Annotated in this window: 25 protein-coding genes; 19 read left to right on the plus strand and 6 right to left on the minus strand. The window is 56.6% G+C overall.

What is annotated here, in order from left to right; translation table 11 throughout:
• The first annotated feature begins 363 nt into the window (after window positions 1–363).
• From mnmG to glmS, 16 genes are all read left to right on the plus strand, one after another.
• The gene (gene mnmG, locus RHM59_RS16865; RefSeq protein WP_322166822.1) at window positions 364–2,256 is read left to right on the plus strand and encodes a tRNA uridine-5-carboxymethylaminomethyl(34) synthesis enzyme MnmG; all 1,893 of its coding nucleotides are present in this window, start codon (window positions 364–366) and stop codon (window positions 2,254–2,256) included.
• Between the two features lie 5 nt (window positions 2,257–2,261).
• Window positions 2,262–2,897, plus strand: a complete 636-nt coding sequence (gene rsmG / locus RHM59_RS16870) for a 16S rRNA (guanine(527)-N(7))-methyltransferase RsmG (protein ID WP_322171297.1) — start codon at window positions 2,262–2,264, stop codon at window positions 2,895–2,897.
• Window positions 2,898–2,915: 18 nt separating this feature from the next.
• Window positions 2,916–3,707: a ParA family protein gene (locus RHM59_RS16875; protein WP_322166821.1), complete on the plus strand. Its 792-nt coding sequence runs from the start codon at window positions 2,916–2,918 to the stop codon at window positions 3,705–3,707.
• A gap of 9 nt (window positions 3,708–3,716) precedes the next feature.
• On the plus strand, window positions 3,717–4,589 hold the full coding sequence (locus RHM59_RS16880; RefSeq protein ID WP_322166820.1) for a ParB/RepB/Spo0J family partition protein: 873 nt from the start codon (window positions 3,717–3,719) through the stop codon (window positions 4,587–4,589).
• A 145-nt stretch (window positions 4,590–4,734) separates the two neighbouring features.
• The gene (locus RHM59_RS16885; protein ID WP_322166819.1) at window positions 4,735–5,142 is read left to right on the plus strand and encodes a F0F1 ATP synthase subunit I; all 408 of its coding nucleotides are present in this window, start codon (window positions 4,735–4,737) and stop codon (window positions 5,140–5,142) included.
• Between the two features lie 16 nt (window positions 5,143–5,158).
• Entirely contained in the window at window positions 5,159–6,031 is an 873-nt protein-coding gene (atpB, locus tag RHM59_RS16890) for a F0F1 ATP synthase subunit A (RefSeq protein WP_322166818.1), read from the plus strand.
• 134 nt (window positions 6,032–6,165) lie between these two features.
• Window positions 6,166–6,423, plus strand: a complete 258-nt coding sequence (gene atpE, locus RHM59_RS16895) for a F0F1 ATP synthase subunit C (RefSeq protein WP_002555987.1) — start codon at window positions 6,166–6,168, stop codon at window positions 6,421–6,423.
• 57 nt (window positions 6,424–6,480) lie between these two features.
• Window positions 6,481–6,951, plus strand: a complete 471-nt coding sequence (locus RHM59_RS16900; protein WP_299830955.1) for a F0F1 ATP synthase subunit B — start codon at window positions 6,481–6,483, stop codon at window positions 6,949–6,951.
• A 12-nt stretch (window positions 6,952–6,963) separates the two neighbouring features.
• Entirely contained in the window at window positions 6,964–7,500 is a 537-nt protein-coding gene (locus RHM59_RS16905; protein WP_322166817.1) for a F0F1 ATP synthase subunit delta, read from the plus strand.
• Between the two features lie 21 nt (window positions 7,501–7,521).
• A complete protein-coding gene (gene atpA, locus RHM59_RS16910) occupies window positions 7,522–9,066 on the plus strand; it encodes a F0F1 ATP synthase subunit alpha (RefSeq protein WP_322166816.1) in 1,545 nt (514 codons plus the stop codon).
• A 50-nt stretch (window positions 9,067–9,116) separates the two neighbouring features.
• Window positions 9,117–9,977: a F0F1 ATP synthase subunit gamma gene (atpG, locus tag RHM59_RS16915; protein WP_322166815.1), complete on the plus strand. Its 861-nt coding sequence runs from the start codon at window positions 9,117–9,119 to the stop codon at window positions 9,975–9,977.
• Between the two features lie 28 nt (window positions 9,978–10,005).
• Entirely contained in the window at window positions 10,006–11,385 is a 1,380-nt protein-coding gene (gene atpD / locus RHM59_RS16920) for a F0F1 ATP synthase subunit beta (RefSeq protein WP_322166814.1), read from the plus strand.
• A 46-nt stretch (window positions 11,386–11,431) separates the two neighbouring features.
• A complete protein-coding gene (locus RHM59_RS16925) occupies window positions 11,432–11,857 on the plus strand; it encodes a F0F1 ATP synthase subunit epsilon (protein ID WP_322166813.1) in 426 nt (141 codons plus the stop codon).
• A gap of 115 nt (window positions 11,858–11,972) precedes the next feature.
• Window positions 11,973–13,340: a bifunctional UDP-N-acetylglucosamine diphosphorylase/glucosamine-1-phosphate N-acetyltransferase GlmU gene (gene glmU, locus RHM59_RS16930; RefSeq protein ID WP_322224797.1), complete on the plus strand. Its 1,368-nt coding sequence runs from the start codon at window positions 11,973–11,975 to the stop codon at window positions 13,338–13,340.
• Between the two features lie 130 nt (window positions 13,341–13,470).
• Window positions 13,471–14,238 (plus strand): DeoR family transcriptional regulator, encoded by a 768-nt coding sequence (locus RHM59_RS16935; RefSeq protein WP_322184490.1) that lies wholly within the window; start codon window positions 13,471–13,473, stop codon window positions 14,236–14,238.
• A gap of 9 nt (window positions 14,239–14,247) precedes the next feature.
• Window positions 14,248–16,083 (plus strand): glutamine--fructose-6-phosphate transaminase (isomerizing), encoded by a 1,836-nt coding sequence (glmS, locus tag RHM59_RS16940; RefSeq protein WP_322184491.1) that lies wholly within the window; start codon window positions 14,248–14,250, stop codon window positions 16,081–16,083.
• A 59-nt stretch (window positions 16,084–16,142) separates the two neighbouring features.
• Here the strand turns inward: glmS and RHM59_RS16945 are convergent, their stop codons facing one another.
• The 6 genes from RHM59_RS16945 to RHM59_RS16970 form a co-directional block, all read right to left on the minus strand.
• On the minus strand, window positions 16,143–16,496 hold the full coding sequence (locus RHM59_RS16945; RefSeq protein ID WP_322224799.1) for a hypothetical protein: 354 nt from the start codon (window positions 16,494–16,496) through the stop codon (window positions 16,143–16,145).
• Between the two features lie 188 nt (window positions 16,497–16,684).
• Complete coding sequence (locus tag RHM59_RS16950; RefSeq protein ID WP_322166808.1) at window positions 16,685–17,386, minus strand: VIT family protein; 702 nt, start codon at window positions 17,384–17,386, stop codon at window positions 16,685–16,687.
• A 31-nt stretch (window positions 17,387–17,417) separates the two neighbouring features.
• A complete protein-coding gene (locus RHM59_RS16955) occupies window positions 17,418–18,389 on the minus strand; it encodes an FAD:protein FMN transferase (protein ID WP_322286716.1) in 972 nt (323 codons plus the stop codon).
• Window positions 18,379–20,559 (minus strand): PepSY domain-containing protein, encoded by a 2,181-nt coding sequence (locus tag RHM59_RS16960; protein ID WP_322224801.1) that lies wholly within the window; start codon window positions 20,557–20,559, stop codon window positions 18,379–18,381. Before RHM59_RS16960 ends, RHM59_RS16955 begins: the two co-directional genes overlap by 11 nt.
• A gap of 25 nt (window positions 20,560–20,584) precedes the next feature.
• Window positions 20,585–21,055: a DUF2271 domain-containing protein gene (locus RHM59_RS16965; RefSeq protein ID WP_322166806.1), complete on the minus strand. Its 471-nt coding sequence runs from the start codon at window positions 21,053–21,055 to the stop codon at window positions 20,585–20,587.
• An 85-nt stretch (window positions 21,056–21,140) separates the two neighbouring features.
• Entirely contained in the window at window positions 21,141–21,464 is a 324-nt protein-coding gene (locus RHM59_RS16970) for a PepSY domain-containing protein (protein WP_322166805.1), read from the minus strand.
• A 131-nt stretch (window positions 21,465–21,595) separates the two neighbouring features.
• Here RHM59_RS16970 and RHM59_RS16975 point away from each other — a divergent pair, with 131 nt between their 5' ends.
• The 3 genes from RHM59_RS16975 to RHM59_RS16985 all read left to right on the plus strand — a co-directional run bounded on the left by RHM59_RS16975 (window position 21,596) and on the right by RHM59_RS16985 (window position 24,036).
• On the plus strand, window positions 21,596–22,255 hold the full coding sequence (locus RHM59_RS16975; RefSeq protein ID WP_322166804.1) for a response regulator transcription factor: 660 nt from the start codon (window positions 21,596–21,598) through the stop codon (window positions 22,253–22,255).
• Window positions 22,252–23,595 (plus strand): HAMP domain-containing sensor histidine kinase, encoded by a 1,344-nt coding sequence (locus RHM59_RS16980; protein ID WP_322224803.1) that lies wholly within the window; start codon window positions 22,252–22,254, stop codon window positions 23,593–23,595. The genes RHM59_RS16975 and RHM59_RS16980 overlap by 4 nt, the downstream gene beginning before the upstream one ends.
• Before the next feature lie 99 nt (window positions 23,596–23,694).
• Window positions 23,695–24,036: a hypothetical protein gene (locus RHM59_RS16985; protein WP_322166802.1), complete on the plus strand. Its 342-nt coding sequence runs from the start codon at window positions 23,695–23,697 to the stop codon at window positions 24,034–24,036.
• Window positions 24,037–24,130 lie beyond the last annotated feature (94 nt).

The following is a 24,130-nucleotide window of genomic DNA, read 5'->3' on the forward strand; positions in this document are numbered from 1 at the left end:
CTCGGTTGATAACTAGGCTTAAAACCTGAGAATAATTCACCCTGTGGACAAGTCGCCCTTTAATCCACAGGCTTAGGCCACTTATCCCATCGGCCCAGGGCTACATGACCACAATGTTTTGATTCTCTGTACACAGCTAATATAAAGGGCTTCCGGATTCTATCCACAGAAACATGGCTCAGTAGTAGTAAACATAAAAACAAAGATTTATAAATTTCTTTCTTTTTAATTTCTATAACCGTCAATCACCCACAGCTGGTTGAATTTTGTGCAAAAGGTTCCTTTCAAGGGGGGTAAGTCCCTATACTTGCCGACTGTCCAAAATTTAATTTCCTGTTCTCAAGAGTAGGAACGAGGTGCGTGGTGGATTTCCCTTCCCGTTTTGAGGTGATCGTCATCGGTGGCGGTCATGCCGGTACCGAAGCCGCACTGGCGTCAGCGCGCATGGGTGCAAAAACCTTGCTGCTGACGCATAACGTGGAAACACTCGGCCAAATGAGCTGCAACCCAGCCATCGGTGGCATCGGCAAAAGCCATTTGGTCAAGGAAATCGATGCCCTTGGCGGCGCGATGGCCATCGCGACCGACAAAGGCGGTATTCAATTTCGCGTGTTGAACAGCCGTAAAGGCCCAGCCGTTCGGGCTACCCGAGCTCAGGCTGACCGCGTGCTGTACAAGTCGGCTATTCGCGAAATTATCGAAAACCAGCCGAACCTGTGGATATTCCAACAAGCCTGCGATGACTTGATTGTTGAACAGGACCAAGTCCGCGGCGTTGTGACTCAGATGGGGCTCCGATTTCTCGCGGACGCAGTGGTATTGACCACGGGCACGTTCCTCGGTGGACTTATCCACATTGGAATGCAAAATTATTCGGGCGGACGCGCAGGTGATCCGCCGTCGATTGCGTTAGCTAAACGTCTACGCGAACTGCCTCTGAGAGTGGGTCGTCTGAAAACGGGCACGCCACCTCGTATCGATGGGCGTTCGGTGGACTTTTCGGTGATGACTGAGCAGCCAGGCGATACGCCGATTCCAGTCATGTCGTTCATGGGCTCGAAAGAACAGCATCCTGCCCAGGTCAGCTGCTGGATTACGCACACCAACGCCCGTACCCATGAAATCATTGCGGCCAACCTTGATCGTTCGCCAATGTATTCCGGCGTCATCGAGGGTGTCGGCCCGCGTTATTGCCCTTCCATCGAAGACAAGATTCATCGGTTTGCCGACAAGGAAAGCCATCAGGTCTTTATCGAACCGGAAGGGCTGAACACTCATGAGCTGTACCCTAACGGGATCTCCACCTCGTTGCCTTTTGACGTTCAGTTGCAGATCGTTCGTTCGATTCGGGGCATGGAAAACGCTCACATTGTTCGCCCTGGCTATGCCATCGAATACGATTACTTCGACCCCAGGGATTTGAAATACAGCCTTGAAACCAAGGTGATAGGTGGTCTCTTTTTCGCTGGGCAAATCAACGGCACGACAGGCTACGAAGAAGCCGCTGCCCAAGGTTTGCTGGCCGGTACCAACGCCGCGTTGCTCTCACAAGGCAAAGAGAGTTGGTGTCCGCGCCGGGACGAGGCTTACATCGGGGTCTTGGTCGATGACCTGATCACCTTGGGCACCCAAGAGCCGTACCGGATGTTCACTTCTCGTGCCGAGTACCGTTTGATTCTGCGTGAAGACAACGCCGACCTGCGGTTGACCGAGAAAGGTCGAGCTTTAGGGTTGGTCGACGATGCCCGTTGGGCGGCGTTCTGCACCAAGCGCGAAAGTATCGAGCTGGAAGAGCAACGCCTGAAAGGTACCTGGGTGCGTCCCGGAACGGTGCAGGGCGATGCCATTTCTGCGCATTTCGGTACGCCGCTGACCCATGAATACAATTTGCTCAATCTGCTGACGCGCCCTGAAGTCGACTACGCCAGCCTGATCGCTATTACTGGCGATGGTTGCAGCGATCCTCAAGTGGCCGAGCAGGTGGAAATCAAAACCAAATACGCCGGTTACATTGATCGTCAGCAGGATGAAATCGCTCGTCTGCGGGCCAGCGAAGATATCAAATTGCCTTTCGATATCGATTACGTCGGTATCTCCGGGCTGTCTAAAGAAATTCAAGGCAAGCTGGGGATAACTCGTCCTGAGACGCTGGGCCAAGCCTCGCGCATCCCCGGGGTTACCCCGGCGGCGATTTCGCTGTTGATGATTCATTTGAAAAAACGCGGCGCGGGCCGTCAGTTGGAGCAAAGCGCTTGAGTTCTATGGTTACGTCGCAACATGCCCAAGAGTTATCCCGTGGCGCCCTGCAACTGGGCGTCGATTTGAGCGAAAGCCAACACAGCCAACTGCTGGGTTACTTGGCGCTGTTGATCAAATGGAACAAGGCCTACAACCTCACTGCCGTGCGTGACCCCGACGAAATGGTTTCGCGGCATTTGCTCGACAGTTTGAGCGTGGTGCCCTTCATTTCAGGAGAGCGCTGGCTCGATGTAGGCAGCGGCGGTGGGATGCCCGGCATTCCGCTGGCGATCCTGTTCCCTGAAATGAAGGTTACGGTCCTCGACAGTAACGGCAAGAAAACCCGTTTTTTGACCCAAGTAAAATTGGAGCTGAAACTCGATAATCTTGAAGTTATCCACAGCCGGGCAGAAACATTTCAGCCTGCGTTGCCTTTCACCGGGATTGTCTCCCGAGCGTTCAGCAATCTCGCTGATTTCACCGGTTGGACTCGCCACCTCGGCGACACCGATACACGGTGGTTAGCGATGAAAGGCCTGCACCCTGCCGATGAGCTGGTAGCATTACCAACAGATTTTCGCCTCGATAGCGCACAAGCCTTGACTGTTCCTGGTTGCCAAGGCCAACGCCATCTGCTGATACTGCGCCGCACGGCATGATTGGGAACACGAGCAAGAATGGCTAAGGTATTCGCGATAGCGAACCAAAAAGGGGGCGTGGGTAAAACCACAACCTGTATCAACCTCGCCGCGTCATTGGTCGCTACCAAGCGCCGCGTGTTGTTGATCGATCTTGACCCGCAGGGCAACGCCACCATGGGCAGTGGTGTGGATAAACACGCCTTGGAACATTCGGTGTATGACGTGTTGATCGGCGAATGTGATTTGGCGCAAGCCATGCACTTTTCCGAGCATGGCGGTTACCAGTTGCTACCGGCCAACCGCGATCTGACGGCCGCGGAAGTCGTCCTGCTGGAAATGCAGATGCGAGAAAGTCGCCTTCGTAATGCACTGGCCCCTATTCGCGAGAACTACGACTACATTCTCATCGACTGCCCACCTTCCTTGTCGATGCTTACCCTGAATGCGTTGGTTGCTGCGGATGGCGTCATCATCCCCATGCAGTGCGAGTATTTTGCGCTGGAAGGCTTGAGCGACCTTGTGGATAACATCAAACGCATCGCCAGCGTACTGAATCCCCAGCTGAAAATCGAAGGCCTTTTGCGGACCATGTATGACCCGCGTCTGAGCTTGATCAATGACGTGTCCGATCAGCTCAAAGAGCATTTTGGTGAGCAGCTGTACGACACCGTTATTCCGCGCAATATTCGCCTGGCGGAAGCACCAAGCTTTGGCATGCCAGCACTGGCCTATGACAAAACATCGCGTGGTGCCCTGGCTTACCTCGCCTTGGCGGGCGAGATGGTTCGTCGGCAACGCCGCAACCCCCGTCCCGCTCAGACAACTTAAGGAATCCGCATGGCCGTTAAGAAACGAGGTCTCGGACGTGGGTTGGATGCACTTCTGAGCAGTCCGACCATCAGCGCACTGGAAGAACAGGCTGTTCAAGCCGATCAGCGTGAGCTGCAACATCTGCCCCTGGATGTGATCCAGCGCGGCAAATACCAGCCCCGCCGTGACATGGACCCCCAAGCCCTCGAAGAGCTGGCTCAGTCGATCAAGGCTCAGGGCGTCATGCAACCGATTGTCGTGCGTCCAATCGCTGGCAGTCGCTTCGAGATCATCGCCGGAGAACGGCGTTGGCGCGCGAGCCAGCAAGCAGGCCTGGAGACGATTCCGGCCATGGTTCGCGACGTATCGGATGAAACCGCCATCGCCATGGCGTTGATCGAGAACATTCAGCGCGAAGACCTGAATCCGATAGAAGAGGCCGTTGCGCTGCAGCGTCTTCAACAAGAATTTCAGCTCACCCAACAACAAGTGGCCGATGCGGTCGGCAAGTCCCGGGTAACGGTGGCGAACCTGCTACGCTTGATCGCATTGCCAGAAGTGATCAAAACCATGCTTTCCCACGGCGACCTGGAAATGGGTCATGCACGTGCATTGCTCGGATTGCCCGAAGAACAGCAGGTAGAAGGGGCGCGACATGTTGTCGCACGGGGTCTGACCGTACGCCAAACCGAAGCGCTGGTTCGCCAATGGTTGAGTGGCAAACCTGCTGCTGCCGAACCCGTAAAAAACGATCCGGACATCAGTCGCCTCGAACAGCGCCTGGCAGAGCGGTTAGGCTCTGCGGTGCAGATTCGCCATGGTCAGAAGGGTAAAGGGCAACTGGTTATTCGCTATAACTCGTTGGATGAGCTACAGGGCGTACTTGCGCACATTCGCTGAAACAGATGCGTTGTAGCGAGTAGTCGGAAATCACTACATGGCAGTTGAATAGGGGTTAATCCGCCCCTATACTCTGCGCGCATTTTGTCGGCACAAATTATGCCAGTTACTGATTTTGGTGGCTGACATTCCAGGAGCAGTTGTGATGGAAAACCGCACGCAGAAACGCCTGCCGTTCCATCGCTTGGCGGTTTTTCCGGTACTACTGGCCCAATGTGCGGTACTGCTGTTGGCAGCGTTGACGTTATGGCAGTGGCACGGTGTCGTTGCTGGGTACTCAGGTCTTTGCGGAGGTCTGATAGCTTGGCTGCCCAATTTGTATTTTGCTCATAAGGCGTTCCGGTTTACGGGTGCTAGAGCAGCGCAAGCCATTGTCCGGTCTTTTTACGCTGGCGAGGCAGGCAAACTTATTTTTACGGCAGTGCTTTTTGCGCTGACCTTTGCAGGGGTAAAACCGCTGGCACCGCTGGCGGTATTTGGGGTGTTCATGTTGATCCAATTGGTCAACTGGTTCTCTCCCCTGCTTATGAGAACAAGACTTTCGAGACCTTAGGGCGTTTGAGGCAACCATGGCATCAGAGCAAACAGCTTCGGCATATATCCAGCATCACCTGCAAAATTTGACCTTTGGTCATTTGCCAACCAGCGGTTGGGGTTTTGCTCATGACGCGGCGCAAGCCAAGGAAATGGGTTTCTGGGCTTTCCACGTCGATACTCTCGGCTGGTCGGTCGCACTGGGGTTGATCTTTATTCTGATCTTCCGCATGGCAGCCAGAAAGGCAACCTCCGGTCAGCCGGGCGCCTTACAGAACTTCGTCGAGATTCTGATCGAGTTCGTTGATGGCAGTGTGAAAGACAGTTTTCACGGACGCAGTCCGGTCATTGCACCGTTGGCGCTCACTATTTTTGTCTGGGTGTTCTTGATGAACGCAGTCGACCTTTTCCCGGTTGACTGGATTCCGCATTTGGCGATGTTTGTCACTGGCGACCCCCATGTCCCATTCCGCGCCGTATCGACAACTGATCCAAACGCTACCCTTGGCATGGCCCTGTCGGTATTTGCGTTGATCATTTTCTACAGCATCAAGGTCAAGGGCATTAGCGGCTTCATCGGCGAAATGACCCTGCACCCGTTTGGTAGCAAGAACATCTTTCTGCAGGCACTGTTGATTCCAGTTAACTTCCTGCTTGAATTCGTGACGTTGATTGCCAAGCCTATCTCGTTGGCACTGCGTCTGTTCGGCAACATGTATGCCGGCGAGCTGGTGTTCATCCTGATCGCGGTCATGTTTGGCAGTGGCTTGCTCTGGCTGAGTGGCCTGGGCATCGTGCTGCAATGGGCGTGGGCTGTATTCCACATCCTGATCATCACCCTGCAAGCGTTCATCTTCATGATGCTTACCATTGTCTACTTGTCGATGGCTCACGAAGAAAACCATTAAGACTCGTCTTGGGCGACTTGATGACCCTACCGCTTCGGCGGCAGGGTGCCCGCAAGGGCTGATGTGAACAATTTTGTTTTACCGCTTTAAATCTAAAAAACCTAACCAATACGACGTAAAAGTCGGGAGGAAAGATGGAAACTGTAGTTGGTCTAACTGCTATCGCTGTTGCACTGTTGATCGGCCTGGGCGCACTGGGTACCGCAATCGGTTTTGGCCTGCTGGGCGGCAAGTTCCTGGAAGGCGCAGCGCGTCAACCAGAAATGGTCCCAATGCTTCAGGTTAAAATGTTCATCGTTGCCGGTTTGCTCGATGCCGTGACCATGATCGGTGTTGGTATCGCTCTGTTCTTCACCTTTGCGAACCCCTTCGTTGGTCAACTCGCTGGCTGATCTCTCGAATTTTCGAGTGGATTGGTGTGATGGACAACGAACGAGCGAGGTGTTGGCGTGAACATTAATGCAACCCTGATTGGTCAGTCCGTTGCGTTCTTCATTTTTGTACTGTTTTGCATGAAGTTCGTGTGGCCTCCGGTCATCGCTGCTTTGCACGAACGTCAGAAGAAGATCGCGGATGGGCTGGACGCTGCTACACGAGCAACTCGCGACCTGGAGTTGGCCCAAGATAAAGTGGGTCATCAACTGCGTGAAGCGAAGGCTCAAGCAGCAGAGATCATTGAGCAAGCCAAGAAACGCGGTACCCAGATTGTCGACGAAGCCCGTGAACAGGCCGTTGTCGAAGCTGACCGTGTGAAGGCTCAGGCTCGGACCGAGATCGAACTGGAACTGAACGGCGTCAAAGACGCGCTGCGCGCCCAATTGGGTAGCTTGGCGGTCAACGGTGCTGAGAAGATCCTGGGTGCCACAATCGATCAAAACGCGCACGCGGAGCTGGTTAATAAACTGGCTGCTGAAATTTAAGCGAGGGCGATCATGGCAGAACTGACCACGTTGGCCCGACCTTACGCTAAGGCAGCCTTCGAGCACGCCCAGGCCCACCAGCAACTGGCCAATTGGTCAGTAATGCTTGGCCTGGCTGCAGCTGTGTCGCAAGACGACACAATGCAGCGGATGCTGAAGGCACCGCGACTGACGAGCGCAGACAAGGCCACCACTTTTATTGAAGTGTGTGGCGACAAGTTTGATGTCAAGGCACAGAATTTCATCCACGTCGTTGCTGAAAACGACCGTCTCCTGCTTCTGCCGGAGATAGCCGAACTGTTCGACCTGTACAAGGCCGAGCAGGAAAAGTCGGTCGATGTGGACGTCACCAGTGCTTTTGCATTGAACGAAGAACAGCAAGACAAACTCGCCAAGGTTCTCAGTGCACGGCTCGGCCGGGAAGTGCGCCTGCATGCTGCGGAGGATGCCTCTCTAATAGGTGGTGTCATCATCCGCGCCGGCGACCTGGTTATCGATGGCTCAGTTCGTGGCAAACTCGCGCAACTGGCCGAAGCATTGAAATCTTGAGTTTGAAGGGGCAGCAGAGCAATGCAGCAACTCAATCCTTCCGAAATAAGTGAAATTATCAAGAGTCGCATCGAGAAACTCGATGTAACTTCCCAAGCCCGTAACGAAGGCACAGTCGTCAGCGTATCTGACGGCATCGTGCGGATTCACGGTCTGGCCGACGTTATGTACGGCGAGATGATCGAGTTTCCGGGCGGCGTCTTTGGTATGGCGTTGAACCTTGAGCAAGACTCTGTGGGTGCCGTTGTATTGGGCTCCTACCAGATGCTGGCTGAAGGCATGAGCGCCAAGTGCACTGGCCGCATCCTTGAAGTTCCGGTTGGTCCGGAATTGCTGGGTCGCGTAGTCGATGCATTGGGTAACCCAGTTGACGGCAAAGGCCCTCTGAACAACGTCCTAACCGACGCTGTCGAGAAGGTTGCACCCGGCGTGATCTGGCGTAAGTCGGTAGACCAGCCTGTACAGACTGGCTACAAGGCTGTTGATGCCATGATCCCTGTCGGCCGTGGTCAGCGCGAGCTGATCATTGGTGACCGTCAGATCGGTAAAACCGCTCTGGCGATCGACGCGATCATCAATCAGAAAAACAGCGGCATCTTCTGCGTCTACGTAGCAATTGGTCAGAAACAATCGACCATCGCTAACGTGGTTCGCAAACTCGAAGAAAACGGCGCGTTGGCTAACACCATCGTCGTTGCTGCCAGTGCTTCCGAATCGGCTGCGTTGCAGTTCCTTGCTCCGTACTCCGGTTGCACCATGGGCGAATATTTCCGCGACCGCGGCGAAGACGCGCTGATCGTTTATGACGATCTGTCCAAGCAAGCAGTGGCTTACCGCCAGATTTCCCTGCTGCTGCGCCGTCCGCCAGGCCGTGAAGCCTACCCAGGCGATGTGTTCTATCTCCACTCCCGTCTTCTGGAGCGCGCATCGCGTGTTTCCGAAGCGTATGTAGAGAAGTTCACCAACGGTGCTGTGACTGGCAAGACTGGTTCGTTGACCGCTCTGCCAATCATCGAAACTCAGGCTGGCGACGTTTCCGCGTTCGTTCCGACCAACGTGATTTCCATCACCGACGGTCAGATCTTCCTGGAATCGGCGATGTTCAACTCTGGCATCCGTCCAGCTGTGAACGCCGGTGTTTCAGTATCCCGTGTGGGTGGTGCCGCTCAGACCAAGATCGTCAAGAAGCTTTCCGGTGGTATCCGTACCGCTCTGGCTCAGTACCGTGAATTGGCGGCATTCGCCCAGTTCGCTTCTGACCTGGACGAAGCCACTCGCAAGCAGCTTGAGCATGGTCAGCGCGTTACCGAGCTGATGAAGCAAAAGCAATATGCGCCGATGTCTATCGCTGATATGTCGTTGTCCCTGTATGCCGCTGAACGTGGCTTCCTGGTGGACGTCGAGATTCCAAAAATCGGCAGCTTCGAGCAGGCTCTGATTGCTTACTTCAACCGCGATCACGCCGAATTGATGGCGAAGATCAACGTGAAGGGTGACTTCAATGACGAAATCGATGCGGGCCTTAAAGCCGGTATCGAAAAGTTCAAGGCCACCCAAACCTGGTAAGCCGCAGCGGGGGCCGAGAGGCTCCCGCTTGCTAACCTGATAGGTGTTACATGGCAGGCGCAAAAGAGATTCGCAGTAAGATTGCGAGCATCAAAAGCACGCAAAAGATCACCAGCGCCATGGAAAAAGTGGCAGTTAGCAAAATGCGCAAGGCTCAAATGCGCATGTCGGCTAGCCGTCCTTATGCGGAGCGCATCCGCCAGGTAATCGGACATCTGGCCAACGCCAACCCGGAATACCGCCACCCATTCATGATCGAACGCGAAGTAAAGCGTGTCGGTTATGTTGTGGTGAGCAGTGACCGTGGTCTGTGCGGTGGCTTGAATACCAACCTGTTCAAGGCTTTGGTCAGGGACATGGCGGTAAACCGTGAAAACGGCGTAGAGATCGATCTGTGCGTGATCGGCAGCAAAGGTGCGACCTTTTTCCGCGTTTTTGGCGGTAATGTCGTTGCTGCGATCAGCCATCTGGGCGAAGAGCCATCAATCAATGACTTGATTGGTAGCGTCAAGGTGATGCTGGATGCTTATCTGGATGGCCGTATTGATCGCCTGTCCGTGGTATCCAACAAGTTCATCAACACCATGACGCAGCAGCCTAAGGTGGAACAGTTGATTCCGCTGGTTGCGACCCCGGATAAAGAACTCAAGCACCACTGGGACTATCTTTACGAACCGGACGCCAAAGAGCTGCTTGACGGCTTGATGGTTCGCTACGTTGAGTCACAAGTCTACCAGGCGGTGGTCGAGAACAACGCAGCTGAACAAGCTGCGCGGATGATCGCAATGAAGAACGCTACTGATAACGCCGGTGATTTGATCAGCGATTTACAACTGATCTACAACAAGGCGCGTCAGGCTGCGATCACCCAAGAGATCTCGGAAATCGTCGGCGGCGCTGCCGCGGTTTAACGGTTCAAATATTCAGAGGATCCAGCTAATGAGTAGCGGACGTATCGTTCAAATCATCGGCGCCGTGATCGACGTGGAATTCCCACGCGAACACGTACCGAGCATCTACAACGCGCTGTTGGTAAAAAGTGCAGCCGGGACCACCCTGGAAGTTCAGCAGCAGCTGGGCGACGGCGTGGTTCGCACCATTGCAATGGGTTCCACCGAGGGCTTGAAGCGCGGTCTGGAAGTCACGGACTCTGGCGCAGCCATTTCCGTACCGGTCGGTAAAGCGACCTTGGGCCGGATCATGGACGTCCTCGGTAACCCGATCGACGAATGTGGCCCGATCGAAACCGAAGAGCGTTGGGGCATTCACCGTCCTGCGCCTACTTTCGCTGAACAGGCAGGCGGAAACGACCTGCTGGAAACCGGCATCAAGGTTATCGACCTGGTTTGCCCGTTCGCCAAAGGCGGTAAAGTCGGTCTGTTCGGTGGTGCCGGTGTAGGCAAAACCGTAAACATGATGGAATTGATCCGTAACATCGCCATCGAGCACAGCGGTTATTCCGTGTTCGCTGGTGTGGGCGAGCGTACCCGTGAGGGTAACGACTTCTACCACGAGATGAAGGACTCCAACGTTCTCGACAAAGTGGCATTGGTTTACGGTCAGATGAACGAGCCGCCGGGTAACCGTCTGCGCGTAGCACTGACTGGCCTGACCATGGCTGAGAAATTCCGTGACGAAGGTAACGACGTTTTGCTGTTCGTCGATAACATCTATCGTTACACACTGGCCGGTACTGAAGTATCCGCACTGCTGGGCCGTATGCCTTCTGCAGTAGGTTACCAACCGACCCTGGCTGAAGAGATGGGCACTCTGCAAGAGCGCATCACTTCGACCAAAGCCGGTTCGATTACCTCGATTCAAGCTGTCTACGTACCTGCGGATGACTTGACCGACCCGTCGCCTGCTACAACGTTTGCCCACCTGGACGCTACCGTCGTACTGTCCCGTGACATCGCTTCTCTGGGTATCTACCCAGCGGTCGATCCACTGGACTCGACTTCGCGCCAGCTGGATCCGGATGTTGTCGGCCAGGAACACTACGACACCGCTCGCGGCGTACAGTACGTGCTGCAGCGTTACAAAGAACTGAAGGACATTATTGCGATCCTGGGTATGGACGAGCTGTCGGAAACCGACAAGCAGTTAGTATCCCGCGCACGTAAGATCCAGCGGTTCTTGTCGCAGCCGTTCTTCGTGGCTGAAGTCTTTACGGGTGCCTCGGGTAAATACGTTTCCCTGAAAGACACCATTACTGGCTTCAAAGGCATCCTCAACGGTGACTACGACCACTTGCCAGAACAAGCGTTCTACATGGTCGGCGGCATCGAAGAAGCGATCGAGAAAGCCAAAAAACTGTAATCCCGGTGCCCGGTAAAACGGGCGCTAATTAGGTTGAGGCAAGCAAATGGCTATGACAGTCCATTGCGATATCGTCAGCGCGGAAGGGGAAATTTTCTCCGGTCTGGTCGAGATGGTGATTGCGCACGGTAACTTGGGCGATATCGGTATTGCTCCAGGCCACGCGCCGCTGATCACTGATCTGAAGCCAGGTCCGATCCGCCTGATCAAGCTGGGTGGGGAAGCCGAGGTGTTTTACATCTCGGGTGGTTTCCTCGAAGTGCAGCCAAACATGGTCAAGGTTCTTGCCGACACCGTGCAACGTGCTGCCGACCTGGATGAAGCCTCTGCTCAGAACGCTGTTAAAGCGGCTGAGAAGGCGCTGAATGAAAGAGGCGCAGATTTCGATTACGGCTCTGCGACTGCACGACTGGCCGAGGCGACAGCGCAGCTGCGCACCGTTCAGCAAATTCGTAAAAAGTATGGTGGCTAACCCCATCTGTTTTTTTGCGTGATTGAGAAAAAGGGTAGCCTCGGCTACCCTTTTTTCTTTTTTAAAATTCACCGCCGGTCGCCCTTGCTGACCGCCCCAGGATTGGTAGACAGCCATGTCACTCGATATCGTAATTCTCGCAGCGGGCCAGGGCACGCGCATGTGTTCGGCACTGCCCAAGGTTCTGCATCCAGTGGCGGGCGACTCCATGCTCGGGCATGTTATCCACAGCGCGCGCCAACTTAATCCACAGCGGATTCACGTGGTGATTGGTCACGGTGCGGACTTGGTTCGCGAGCGTTTGGCGGCAGATGATCTGAATTTCGTCTTGCAAGACAAGCAGCTCGGTACGGGCCACGCGGTTGCCCAGGCATTGCCCGAATTAACGGCAGAGAACGTGCTCATTCTCTACGGCGACGTGCCGTTGATTGAAGTGGGCACGCTGCGGCGTCTGCTGAAAAACGTCAGCGCCGAGCAACTTGGACTGCTGACGGTGACGCTTGCTGACGCCACGGGTTATGGACGTATCGTGCGAGATGAGCAACAGCGTGTCACTGCGATCGTCGAGCACAAGGATGCGACCGACGCGCAGAAAGCGATTACCGAAGGCAACACCGGCATTCTCGCTGTGCCAGGCAAGCGATTGGCAGACTGGCTGGGTCGGTTATCCAATAACAACGCGCAGGGCGAGTATTACCTAACCGATGTCATCGCCTTGGCCGTGGAAGACGGTCTGGTGATTGCCACCGAGCAGCCGCTGGATGCCATGGAGGTTCAAGGCGCAAACGACCGCAAGCAACTTGCCGAACTGGAGCGTCATTATCAGATGCGGGAAGGCTGCCGTTTGATGGCACTGGGCGTCACCCTGAGGGACCCGGCGCGTTTCGACGTGCGCGGAGAAGTCAGCGCAGGTCGCGACGTATTGATCGACGTTAATGTGATCCTTGAGGGTCGGGTGATTATTGAAGACAACGTCAGCATTGGCCCCAATTGCGTCATAAAAAACAGCACCTTGCGCAAAGGCTCGGTGGTTAAAGCCAACAGCCACATTGACGGTGCCGTACTAGGCGAGGGAAGCGATGTAGGCCCGTTCGCTCGACTGCGGCCCGGCAGCGTCCTGGAAGCCTTGGCGCATGTGGGTAACTTTGTTGAGTTGAAAAACGCACACCTTGGAGCAGGCGCAAAAGTAGGCCATTTGACCTATTTGGGCGACGCAGACGTGGGCGCACGTACCAATATCGGGGCCGGCACCATCACCTGTAACTACGACGGGGTGAACAAACACAAAACGGTCATCGGTGAAGACGTCTTTATCGGCTCCAACAACTCTTTGGTCGCGCCTGTGGATATCTTTTCCGGTGCGACCACGGCGGCGGGATCTACCCTCACTCAAAACGTCCCTGCCGATCACTTGGCCATCGGTCGCGCTCGTCAGCGCAACATCGAAGGATGGAAGCGGCCGGTGAAAATCAAAAAAGAATGAAGTTATCCACAGACGTTTTCACACTCAGGTCTTTGCGGAAAGTCGTTCATAGGCAAACCCAAGCTTGACGAATGTACTCCAATAGGTTTTGATTGCCTTCGTTATCTTTCGAAACGAAATTTAGATCGCCATGTCGAAACGCAATACACCACAACGTCGCCATAACCTTCTTGCCGTGCTCAATGAGCTGGGTGACGTAAGCGTCGACGACATGGCAAAACGCTTCGAAACTTCGGAAGTCACCATTCGTAAGGACCTCGCCGCGCTTGAAGGTGATGGCTTGTTGTTGCGTCGCTACGGCGGCGCCGTGGCCCTGCCACACGAGTTAATAGCGGATAGCTGTCAACCGGTGTCCAAGTACAAACTGGCCATTGCGCGAGCTGCTGTCGCAAGAATTCGAGAGCACGCACGCATCATCGTCGACAGCGGTAGCACGACCGCCGCGTTGATTTCTGAATTAGGCAGTCTGTCTGGTCTAGTAGTCATGACCAATTCGCTGCAGGTTGCCACGGCGTTAAGTGAACTTGAACGTGAGCCCGTGCTGCTGATGACCGGCGGTACGTGGGACCCCCATTCCGAGTCGTTCCAGGGACAGGTTGCCGAACAGGTACTGCGTTCCTACGACTTTGATCAGCTATTCATTGGTGCGGATGGCATTGATTTGAATCGCGGTACGACAACGTTCAACGAACTCCTGGGCTTAAGCCAAGTCATGGCAGAAGTTGCTCGGGAGGTCGTGGTGATGGTTGAAGCCGATAAAGCTGGTCGAAAAATTCCCAATCTGGAACTGCCCTGGAGCAGTATCCACACCCTAATTACCGATGATCGCTTGCCCGCTGAGGTACGCGAACAGATTCAAGCCCGCGGCATAACCCTGATTTGTGCGGCTGTTTGCTAGGAGAGAACCATGTGTGGAATCGTCGGCGCTGTTGCTGAGCGCAATATCACTGCCATCTTGCTCGAAGGCCTCAAGCGCCTTGAATACCGTGGCTACGACAGCGCTGGCGTGGCGCTTTTTACCAACGCTGGCAAGCTGGAGCGCTGCCGTCGACCGGGCAAGGTTGCTGAGCTTGAGCAGGCGCTCGCTGGCGAACCTCTGATTGGCCGTCTCGGCATTGCACATACCCGCTGGGCCACCCATGGCGCGCCATGTGAACGTAACGCGCATCCGCACTTTTCTGCGGATGAACTGGCGGTCGTGCACAACGGCATCATCGAAAACCACGAAGAACTTCGCGACCGACTCAAGGGTTTGGGGTACGTCTTTACCTCAGACACCGATACCGAAGTCATCGTCCACCTCTTGCACCACAAATATAAAGACTCAGGTGATTTGGCCATCGCGCTGAAGGCCGCCGTCAAAGAGTTGCACGGTGCCTACGGCTTAGCGGTCATCAGTGCCAAACAGCCTGACCGTTTGCTCGCCGCCCGCAGTGGCAGTCCGTTGGTCATCGGTTTGGGCTTGGGGGAAAACTTTCTGGCCTCAGACCAGCTCGCGCTTCGGCAAGTGACTGACCGTTTCGTGTACCTGGAAGAAGGCGACATCGCTGAGATTCGTCGCGACAGCGTGCAGATCTGGACCGTTGATGGTTTGCCGGTCGAGCGCGAAATCGTTCAATACCATGAGGGTGCGGAAGCGGCTGACAAAGGTAAATTCCGCCATTTCATGCTCAAGGAAATCCACGAACAACCGAAAGTGGTACAGCGCACCCTTGAAGGGCGTTTGGGCCAACATCAGGTATTGGTTCAAGCATTTGGTCCACAGGCGGCCGAGCTGTTTGCCAAAGTGCGCAACGTGCAGATCGTGGCCTGTGGTACTAGCTACCACGCGGGCATGGTCGCCCGTTACTGGTTGGAAGGTTTGGCCGGGATTCCGTGTCAGGTCGAAGTCGCCAGTGAGTTCCGTTACCGCAAGGTCGTCGTGCAACCCGACACGCTGTTTGTGTCGATCTCACAATCGGGCGAAACCGCCGACACCCTCGCCGCACTGCGCAACGCCAAAGAACTGGGTTTCCTCGCCAGCCTGGCTATCTGCAACGTCAGCATCAGTTCGCTGGTGCGTGAGTCTGACCTGACCCTGCTGACTCAAGCTGGCCCGGAAATAGGCGTCGCCTCCACCAAAGCCTTCACCACCCAACTGGTTGCCTTACTGCTACTGACCCTTGCCCTTGGGCAGGTCAAAGGCACGCTGGAAGAGGGCGTCGAAGCAGAATTGGTCGAAGAGCTGCGCCGCCTTCCAATCCGTCTGGGTGAAGCACTGGCCATGGACAGCACTGTCGAAAAAGTCGCCGAGCTGTTTGCCGAGAAGCATCACACCCTGTTTTTAGGGCGTGGCGCGATGTACCCGGTGGCCATGGAAGGATCGCTCAAGCTCAAAGAGATTTCCTACATCCACGCAGAAGCCTATCCAGCCGGCGAACTCAAACACGGTCCGTTGGCCTTGGTCGACAGCGACATGCCCGTCGTCACCGTGGCACCGAACAACGAGCTGTTAGAGAAGCTCAAATCCAACCTGCAAGAAGTCCGCGCGCGCGGCGGTGAATTGATCGTCTTCGCCGACGAACATGCCGGCATGACCAACGGCGAAGGCACACACGTCATCGCCATGCCGCACATCATCGACACCCTGGCGCCGATCCTCTACACCGTCCCCCTGCAGTTGTTGTCGTATTACGTCGCGGTGCTTAAGGGCACGGACGTGGACCAACCGCGTAACTTGGCGAAATCGGTGACGGTGGAGTGAGTCGTGGCGATATAGACTATAAAAATGGATAACAAACTGATTTTATTGGGATGTTATTTTTAGTATTTGCCATTTTTCCAGATTTCCTGCTTCGTCTTATGCATCGGGTAAGTTAGGTATGTTTCGTCAGCTATCTCGCATGACCTAATTGTCCTAGCTGCTTGCTGCGGGGCGAGAATAAGCAGTGCGGCGGGGCGCTGTGCGCATGCCATTGAGGATCTCAAGTGCAATGACCAAAGCACCACAGACGCTCCGGCAATCGCCGTTTTGTTATTGCCTTCACCAAACAGCGCGAAGAAGTAACTCAGCGCTGGGAACTCAATGACCAGGTAGCTAACCTTGCCAATCCAGTCACTGGTCCAGTAGCCCTGGTCGAATTTAAACCAAAAAACTCGCCACCCAATGCCGGGCATAGGCAAACACCCCGTTATCCAATGTCGGTTGGCAGGCTGAAAATACCGCTGCCGATCATTGAACCCACCACCAAGGCAATCAGCAGACTCAATGAGAGCCGTTCTGACGCTCTATGTCGGCGTAGATGAGCGGTTCGTGTTTGATTTATGTCAGACGCGGGATGATCATTTTGGAGATTGGCAACAAACTAAACCACTGCCCCGAACGCAGATCCCACCAGTGCTGTAATGCCCATGGCCAGTGCACCCCACATCGTCACGCGCCAGGCGCCGGTCAATACGCTGGCACCGCCGGCCCTGGCCGCAACAGCCCCCAGGCTGCTGAGAAAAACCAGTGACATGCCACAGATCCACGGCACAACGCTGTGGGCTGGCGCGATGATAATCACCGCCAGCGGCAGCGCGGCCCCCACCACGAAACTTGCGGCCGAGGCGAGGGCGGCCTGCAATGGTTTGGCCGTGAGTGCTTCGCTGATGCCTAGTTCATCCCGGGCGTGAGAGCCCAGGGCATCATGGGCCATCAATTGACCGGCTACCTGATGTGCCAGTTCAGGCGATACACCGCGATGCATGTAAATGTTCGCCAGTTCGATGTGTTCGGCTTTCGGGTCGCTGGCCAGTTCTGCCCGCTCCCGGGACAGGTCTGCCCGTTCGGTATCCGCCTGAGAGTGCACGGAAACGTATTCACCTGCCGCCATTGACATGGCGCCTGCCACCAGCCCGGCCATACCCGTCACCAGCAACGTTGAATGAGTGGCGTTGGCTGCGGCGACGCCGATCAACAGGCTGGCGGTGGAGACGATCCCGTCGTTAGCCCCCAGGACGGCGGCACGCAGCCAGCCGATACGATCGCTGCGATGAGACTCGGTGTGCCTGTGCATGAATTTCATTGTTTAACTGGACTCATTGTCATTGGGTGATTCATATCGGACGGGTTTCAATCTGCGCCTGCAAGTGGCCGCCGACAATGGATATTTCCTTGAACTGTTCACCGTCATGCAGCACGAACAATGCGTCCATCCCGCGCTTCTGAGCCAGCCGTGGCCCTTCGATTTCGCCCAGCACCATCAGCGCCGTGGCCCAGGCATCGGCAAGCATGCACGAAGCCGCCACCACGGTGACGGCCGCGAGCGGGTTACACAGCGGCGCACCGGTGGCAGGGTTCATGCTGTGGGCGTAGGATTGCCCACTTACATCCACCCAATGTCGGTAGTCCCCTGATGTGGCGATGGCGGCGTCGCCAAGCTCCATGACACCCATCACTTCACGTACGCCACGGAGGGGTTTTTCAATGGCCACGACCCAGGGCTGAGCATCAGGTTTCACGCCTCTGGCGCGCATCTCGCCGTCGATGCCAACCAGATAACAAGTGATGGCAAAATCTTCCAGGCAACGGGCCAGTTCATCGACGCCGAAGCCCTTGGCGATGCCATTTAAATCAAGGTTCAGTGGCCCACGTTTGCGTACCTGATTGCGTTGAGGGTCAATCACTAGCGCGGCGCTGGCGGACAGTTGCGCTCGCGGTGGTGCCGCCCCGAGGGTTTGCTCCGTGATGGATTGTTCGCCGGGACCGAACCCCCAGGCATCCACCAGGTCACCGACAGCTATGTCGAAGGCGCCGGCAGATTGCTGACTGACCCGCAGCGCGGCAGACAGCACTGTGGTCAGCTCTTTGGGCACTGACAGCCATTCCTGCTCGGGGCCGGCGTTGAGGCGGCAGAGGTCGGAATCGGGTTTCCAGATGGACATTTGCTGGTCCACCCGGCCTACGACGTGTGCCAGGGCCTGGGCGATTTCGCTCGTGTCGATCCCGGCCTCCGCATAGAACAAGGCGGTGTAGCGCGTGCCCATGGTCTCGCCGTTTATGCTGTAGCGTTGCACCTCAGTAGACATCTTCACGGTAGCGTCCTTGTGCCTTGAGGGTCAGCACACTCAGGTTGAGCGGTGCCAACACTTCATCCAGGGCGTGCATCACGCCTTCGGCCATTTTTCGACTGCCACACACCAATACTTGGGCGCCTTTTTCAATCAACCGACGCAAAGCCAGCGCATCGCTGATCAGTCGGTCTTGCACGTAACTGTGATCTTGAACCTGGGAAAAAGCGGCGCGTAATTCGGTGAGGCGTCGGTCCGCCAGATAACGGGTGAGCTCCGGTTCGTAGAGAAAGTCCGAGGTCGGGTTACGTCCGCCCCAATACAAGTGCATCGGGTGTCGGGCCTTGTTGTTACGGATAAAACCGGCCAATGGACCAATGCCTGTGCCAGCGCCGATCAGGATTACCGGGTGCGTGCCCGACGCTGGACGAAATTGCGGGTTAGGCTGGATAAAGGCGTCGATCGACGCGCCGATGTTCAGGCCATGCAGGAACTGTGAGCACACACCGCGTTCGTGTTTACGGACGCAGATTTCCAGCACTCCGTCTTCGGAGCTACTGGCCAGCGAGTAAAAGCGCGGGACCGGATTATCCGGTGGCAGAATCCCGACCAAGTCCCCGGCCTGAAAGCTCGGCAGATCACTCGGTGCCTTGAAGCGCAGGACGTGGGTCGGAGCATTCACTTCTTCACCGTAGACGATGCATTCGGTCAACTCCAGTTGATGGGTGCACGGTTGCTCCGGTGTGTGGACCAAGGTCAAGTCATGCCCCAGTGCTTCGGCCAACGCGTGGCCCCAGCGCCCAAATTCCTGGGAGGACAGGCGGTTGACGGTCTCCAGCCCCAGCAGCGGCGAGCCGCCGGCCTGCACCATCGCGCTCTGCACCTGATGGGCGTACTGACAAAATTGCGCAAACTGTCGATCGCCCAACCCCAGTACCGCAAAGGGCAGGCCGGGTTTGAGTCCGACCTGGTTGAGCCGTGTCAGGAACTGCGAGGCTGAAGCCGGGGCGTCACCATCACCGTGGGTCGCGGTGAGTATCAACAGCCGCTGGGCATGGCGGTAATCGCCTTTCCATTCATTCATCGCCGCGCTATGCACCCTATGCCCAGCCTGGTGCAAGGCATCATGCAGGGTTTGGGCAAAACCCCAGGTGCTGTTGTTTTCACTGCCCACCAGAATCACGCTGTCGGCGCGATGGGCGGGGCTGTTGTGGCGGATGTTCGGGCCGGCCTTGCGGCGGCGCCACCAGAGCAGAATGCCTGTCACGCTCATCAACGGCACGCAGAGGGCACAAAGGCCAAGCGGCAGGCCCAGCCACCAGAGGCCTTCACCGGTGTGCAACTGGTAAATCAGTTGATAAACGTTGTACATCGAGTCGTGAGCTTGCCAGGACAACAAGGTGCCGCTGGCCGGGTCCACGTAGCCCTCGCCCTGGGCCGTGCGCAGGGAAAACACATTTTGCGGGTTGCCGGGGCTCGGGTAGACCAGTTCGCGCAGGTCATTCAGGTCGGTGGCCTGCAAGGCTTGCAGGTTCGCCACCGGCGACGCCGGGCCGACGCTGATGTGGGTGGGAAAGGCCGGTTCGCTCTGACTGCCGTCAGCGATCAAACCGAAGGTGGTGCCGGACATGTAGAGCCCGCTCAATGCCGACAGCAGCAGCCCGAGTATGGCCAAGCGCCCGACTTCCGCGTGCCAGCGCTGGCTGAAAGTGCCGCGCAGTGGCCGCAGCAGATTGCGCCAGCCGCCCAGGCGTCGGGCCAGCAGCAATGCGCCGGACACAGACAGCATCAACATGAACAGTGCGCCAACGCCCGACACCCCGTGCCCCGGTGTGCCCATAAACAGCGAGCGATGCAGGTCTTTCATCCAGCGTGAGAAGGCTGACGGCTCGTAAGGTGCGAGGCCCAGACCGGTTAGTGGGTTGACCTTTTCGGCAGCGGACTGACCGCCTTGGTTGTAGTAGACGATGACCGTCCCGGACGCTGTGCGCTGGATTTGTTCAACGCCCGGAAAGTGACTGGCGACACGTCCGGCCAATTGGCCGACATTGAGCTGCCCGACAGCGATGGACCTGCTGTGCAGGCGCTCCAGCGCTGGGTCAACGGACAATACCGCGCCGCTGATGGCCAATAGCATGACCAACAGGGCGGCAATCAGACCGGGTAGTGAATGGAACTGGCGAAGCATGTTCAGCCTCCAGAAATCGCGGGTGCTACAGGTCGTAAGTGAACGAGTCGATGTAAGTGCTGCCGGTCGCTGGCTTGCCCGAACCCTTGGAGGTCAGGGGCACGCTGATGTCGGCTCGGCCTTCGCGCTGGCTTTCCACCGCGCTGTCGATATGGATCTGATACCCAGCGTCGATCAAGGTGTCTGCCAGTTCAACGCTGACTTTGAGGGTGCGTCCGCTGCCGACACTAGCGCCGCTGACGCCGTCAAACTCGCTCGGATTCATGCCGCTGCCACGGGCCCAGTCGGTCAAGTGCCGGTAGTACTTGGCCTTCTTGCCGGCGACCCAAAGGGTCTTCTGGTATTGGCCGTTGGCGTCGGTGACATAGATCGCCAGGTACGCATCGTTACCGCCGTAATCCTTGAGCTGGGTGGTCAGGGTCACTTCACGGGCCTGTGCCAGCCCCGGCAGGGCAACGGCACCGGCGAGGCAGGTTGCAGCGATGATTTTTTTCATGAGGATTTCCTGTTTGAGCGTTGTGGCCAGAGCCTGGACCTGTTGGCTGACAGCAACCTGAAAGCCCTGGGAAAAACCGAAATGATCATTTGGAGACGGATCCGGCGAGGTAATCCCGGGCGTCGCCGTCGTCACCGAAATTGACTTGTAATGTGCGCAGGCGCAGGGAGGCTGGTGCATAGCGGGCTTCGATGGCGTTGCCCTTGCGGTCGGCGCCCTTGAGCTTGTAGCAACCGTCGTCGACCTTGATGCGCTGTACGCTCCAGCCGTATTGCTGCTCCACCTGATGACGCAAGGTTTCCCGTGGTTGCCAGTCACTGACCGGCTCGCTGCAGTAGCCATCGGCCAAGGCGTGGCCGCTGAGCAACACGCTCAACAATGCGGTATTGGCAATAAAAGCTGATTTCATGATCTGTCTCCTGCCGGATCGGCGTCTGTGGCATAGCCTAAGGTGCATTCCTGACAACGAGCTGAAACTTCAGACTCACGTCAGGTAAGGCGGTTAAGGTGCTGCACGACAACCATCACAGGAGTTACCCGATGCGGGTTTTATTGGTCGAGGACGCGCCCGGGCTGGGGGAGGCGGTGCGTGAGCAGATCGCCGATGACGGCCACGCCGTTGATTGGGTGCAACGCCTGGAGCATGCTCGCAACAGCGTTCGTACCACGCCTTACGACCTGATCCTGCTGGACCTGATGCTGCCGGACGGTCGCGGCCTGGACTTTTTGCGACAGCAGCGCTCAGCCGGGAACGTGACCCCGGTGATTATCCTGACCGCCCAGGACCAGATATCCGATCGTATCGCCGGCCTCAATGCCGGGGCCGACGACTACCTGATCAAACCGTTCGACCTGTTTGAGCTTTCGGCTCGCGTGGCGGCTGTGGCCCGACGTTACAGCGGCAACCCCAATCCGCAGATCAAGCTCGGCGAACTACAGATCGACATGAACGCACGTACGGTGCAGCGTGCCGGCGCGACCGTGGATCTGACGGCCCGGGAATGGGCGGTGTTCGAAGCCTTTGTTCAGCGCCCCAGCGCGTTGCTGTCTAGGTCGCAGCTCGAAGAGCGCTTGTATGCCTTTGGCGCCGAAATCGAGAGCAACACCATCGAGGTCTATATCAGTCGCCTGCGTAAAAAACTCGGTCGCGACCTGATTGAAACCGTGCGTGGCATGGGTTACCGGCTGATGTCGGTATGAAGTCGTCGTCAAGCCTGCAAAAACGCCTCGGCCTCGGGTTGACGCTGGGTATGACCTTGCTTTGGCTGGGGGCGACCGTCGGCGCCTGGCTGGTGGTACAACATGAGTTGAACGAGGCGTTCGACAGCGCCTTGGAAGAGACCGCACAACGCATCCTGCCCCTAGCCGTGCTGGAAATCAGCAACCGCGAAGCACCCCGTGAGGCGCAGCATGTCGCCACCCTGAAAATACACAAGGAATACCTGACGTACCTGGTGCGTGATGCCAAGGGCGAGATTTTGATGCAGTCCCACGATGCCGACCCGAAGATCTTCAACAAGCAGCCGAGTGAAGGGTTTTCCACCACTGAAAAATACCGCCTGTATGGTGCAAGTGCGTTGCGTGAGACGCTGTTTATCGACATCGCCGAACCTTTGGACCATCGCCGTGAAGCCGCTCGTGAAGCCTTGTTTGCCTTGTTGTTGCCGTTGTTAGCGCTGATACCCATCAGCCTATTGGGCGTCTGGTTGTTTGTGCGCATCAGCCTGCGCAGCGTGTTGGCCTATCGTCGTGCCGTGGAGGCGCGTGGTGTGGGCGATCTGTCACCAATCAAAGTGGCACGGCTGCCGGCTGAAATCGACCCGTTGGCCGACGCGGTGAACCATTTGCTTGAGCGTTTGCGCAAGGCGTTGGAGGCCGAGCGCAGCTTTACTGCCAACAGCGCCCACGAACTGCGCACGCCGCTGGCGGCGACGTTGGCGCAGATCCAGCGCCTGCGCCACGAAGCGCCCGAAGGGCCGTTACGCGTGCGGGCGGCGAAGATCGAAAACTCGTTACGGGAGCTGGCGCGGCTCTCGGAAAAACTCATGCAACTGGCCAAGGCCGAGGGCGGCGGGCTGTTGTCCGAAGCGCCCCAAGACCTTATTCCGTTGCTGGCCCATGGGGTTGATGAGTGGAACCACAGCGGTGGGCAGCGCATCGCGTTGCAGTTGCCCAGTCAGGCCAGTGTTTACTCGGCGATTGATCCGGACGCTTTTGGCATCCTGTTGCGTAACCTGATCGAGAATGCGTTGAAGTACGGCGCAGCCGATCAACCGGTCGAGGTCAGCCTCGGCGATCAGGCATTGCTGCGAGTGGTCAACGGCGGCCAGGCGGTGCCAGAGCCGGTGTTGCGGCGCCTGACCGAGCGCTTTGTGCGGGGCAATAGTGACGCGAGCGGTTCAGGCCTGGGCTTGGCAATTGCCCAAACAATTGTCCAAGGCGTCGGCGCCAGCATGACCCTGGCCTCACCAGCGACGGGCCGGGATCAAGGGTTTGAGGTGCGCGTCCAGTTTGTACTCATCCCGACAGTTAAAGAATGAGCACATCCTAGCGCACGCTTTTTCGGTTTTTCCGATAGCCAATAAATAAGTCTAAACGGTGAATTGTAACGGCCATTTGCACCGTCTACACTCCAGCCCATGAAACGCTATCTACGGTTTTGCCTGATTTTCCTGATTAGTTTGGCGCTTCCCCTCAGCGGGATGGCGGGTGTTCAGGCATCGACTGAACCATGCCCGATGAAATCCATGGGCATGGCGATGATCGATGGTATGGGGCAGGATTGCTGCCAAGACATGAAAAGTCCCACCGATTCTGGCAAACCCTGCAAGCCAGGCCAGGAATGCAAAACCGGCGGCATGCTGCAAGTGTCAATCATCAAGCCTCCTCTCACCTTGTCCAGCCCTCTCGTTGTGTCCTTCCCCAGCCACGTCCTGCTAGTACAAACCCCTTCAGGGGTATGGCGACCGCCCCGTACTTGATTCCTGTACCTCATTGAGCCTCATTCCGCGTAAGCGGGATGGCATATCTGCGCGCATGTTTTATGAAGCGCGCGGTGGATCATCACAGGAATCG

The sequence above is a fragment of the Pseudomonas sp. MH10 genome, from assembly GCF_034353045.1.
Lineage (GTDB): Bacteria > Pseudomonadota > Gammaproteobacteria > Pseudomonadales > Pseudomonadaceae > Aquipseudomonas.

Excerpts from the sequence above, each read along its gene's own strand:
- atpB (WP_322166818.1), top strand. The coding sequence starts at position 5,159 with ATGGCATCAGAGCAAACAGCTTCGGCATATATCCAGCATCACCTGCAA.
- atpG (WP_322166815.1), top strand. The coding sequence starts at position 9,117 with ATGGCAGGCGCAAAAGAGATTCGCAGTAAGATTGCGAGCATCAAAAGC.
- atpE (WP_002555987.1), top strand. The coding sequence starts at position 6,166 with ATGGAAACTGTAGTTGGTCTAACTGCTATCGCTGTTGCACTGTTGATC.
- RHM59_RS16885 (WP_322166819.1), top strand. The coding sequence starts at position 4,735 with ATGGAAAACCGCACGCAGAAACGCCTGCCGTTCCATCGCTTGGCGGTT.
- RHM59_RS16975 (WP_322166804.1), top strand. The coding sequence starts at position 21,596 with ATGCGGGTTTTATTGGTCGAGGACGCGCCCGGGCTGGGGGAGGCGGTG.
- RHM59_RS16945 (WP_322224799.1), bottom strand. The coding sequence starts at position 16,496 with ATGCCCGGCATTGGGTGGCGAGTTTTTTGGTTTAAATTCGACCAGGGC.
- glmS (WP_322184491.1), top strand. The coding sequence starts at position 14,248 with ATGTGTGGAATCGTCGGCGCTGTTGCTGAGCGCAATATCACTGCCATC.
- RHM59_RS16960 (WP_322224801.1), bottom strand. The coding sequence starts at position 20,559 with ATGCTTCGCCAGTTCCATTCACTACCCGGTCTGATTGCCGCCCTGTTG.
- RHM59_RS16880 (WP_322166820.1), top strand. The coding sequence starts at position 3,717 with ATGGCCGTTAAGAAACGAGGTCTCGGACGTGGGTTGGATGCACTTCTG.
- RHM59_RS16935 (WP_322184490.1), top strand. The coding sequence starts at position 13,471 with ATGTCGAAACGCAATACACCACAACGTCGCCATAACCTTCTTGCCGTG.
- RHM59_RS16925 (WP_322166813.1), top strand. The coding sequence starts at position 11,432 with ATGGCTATGACAGTCCATTGCGATATCGTCAGCGCGGAAGGGGAAATT.
- RHM59_RS16905 (WP_322166817.1), top strand. The coding sequence starts at position 6,964 with ATGGCAGAACTGACCACGTTGGCCCGACCTTACGCTAAGGCAGCCTTC.
- RHM59_RS16980 (WP_322224803.1), top strand. The coding sequence starts at position 22,252 with ATGAAGTCGTCGTCAAGCCTGCAAAAACGCCTCGGCCTCGGGTTGACG.
- atpA (WP_322166816.1), top strand. The coding sequence starts at position 7,522 with ATGCAGCAACTCAATCCTTCCGAAATAAGTGAAATTATCAAGAGTCGC.
- glmU (WP_322224797.1), top strand. The coding sequence starts at position 11,973 with ATGTCACTCGATATCGTAATTCTCGCAGCGGGCCAGGGCACGCGCATG.
- RHM59_RS16970 (WP_322166805.1), bottom strand. The coding sequence starts at position 21,464 with ATGAAATCAGCTTTTATTGCCAATACCGCATTGTTGAGCGTGTTGCTC.
- RHM59_RS16985 (WP_322166802.1), top strand. The coding sequence starts at position 23,695 with ATGAAACGCTATCTACGGTTTTGCCTGATTTTCCTGATTAGTTTGGCG.
- atpD (WP_322166814.1), top strand. The coding sequence starts at position 10,006 with ATGAGTAGCGGACGTATCGTTCAAATCATCGGCGCCGTGATCGACGTG.
- RHM59_RS16875 (WP_322166821.1), top strand. The coding sequence starts at position 2,916 with ATGGCTAAGGTATTCGCGATAGCGAACCAAAAAGGGGGCGTGGGTAAA.
- rsmG (WP_322171297.1), top strand. The coding sequence starts at position 2,262 with ATGGTTACGTCGCAACATGCCCAAGAGTTATCCCGTGGCGCCCTGCAA.
- RHM59_RS16950 (WP_322166808.1), bottom strand. The coding sequence starts at position 17,386 with ATGAAATTCATGCACAGGCACACCGAGTCTCATCGCAGCGATCGTATC.
- RHM59_RS16955 (WP_322286716.1), bottom strand. The coding sequence starts at position 18,389 with ATGTCTACTGAGGTGCAACGCTACAGCATAAACGGCGAGACCATGGGC.
- RHM59_RS16965 (WP_322166806.1), bottom strand. The coding sequence starts at position 21,055 with ATGAAAAAAATCATCGCTGCAACCTGCCTCGCCGGTGCCGTTGCCCTG.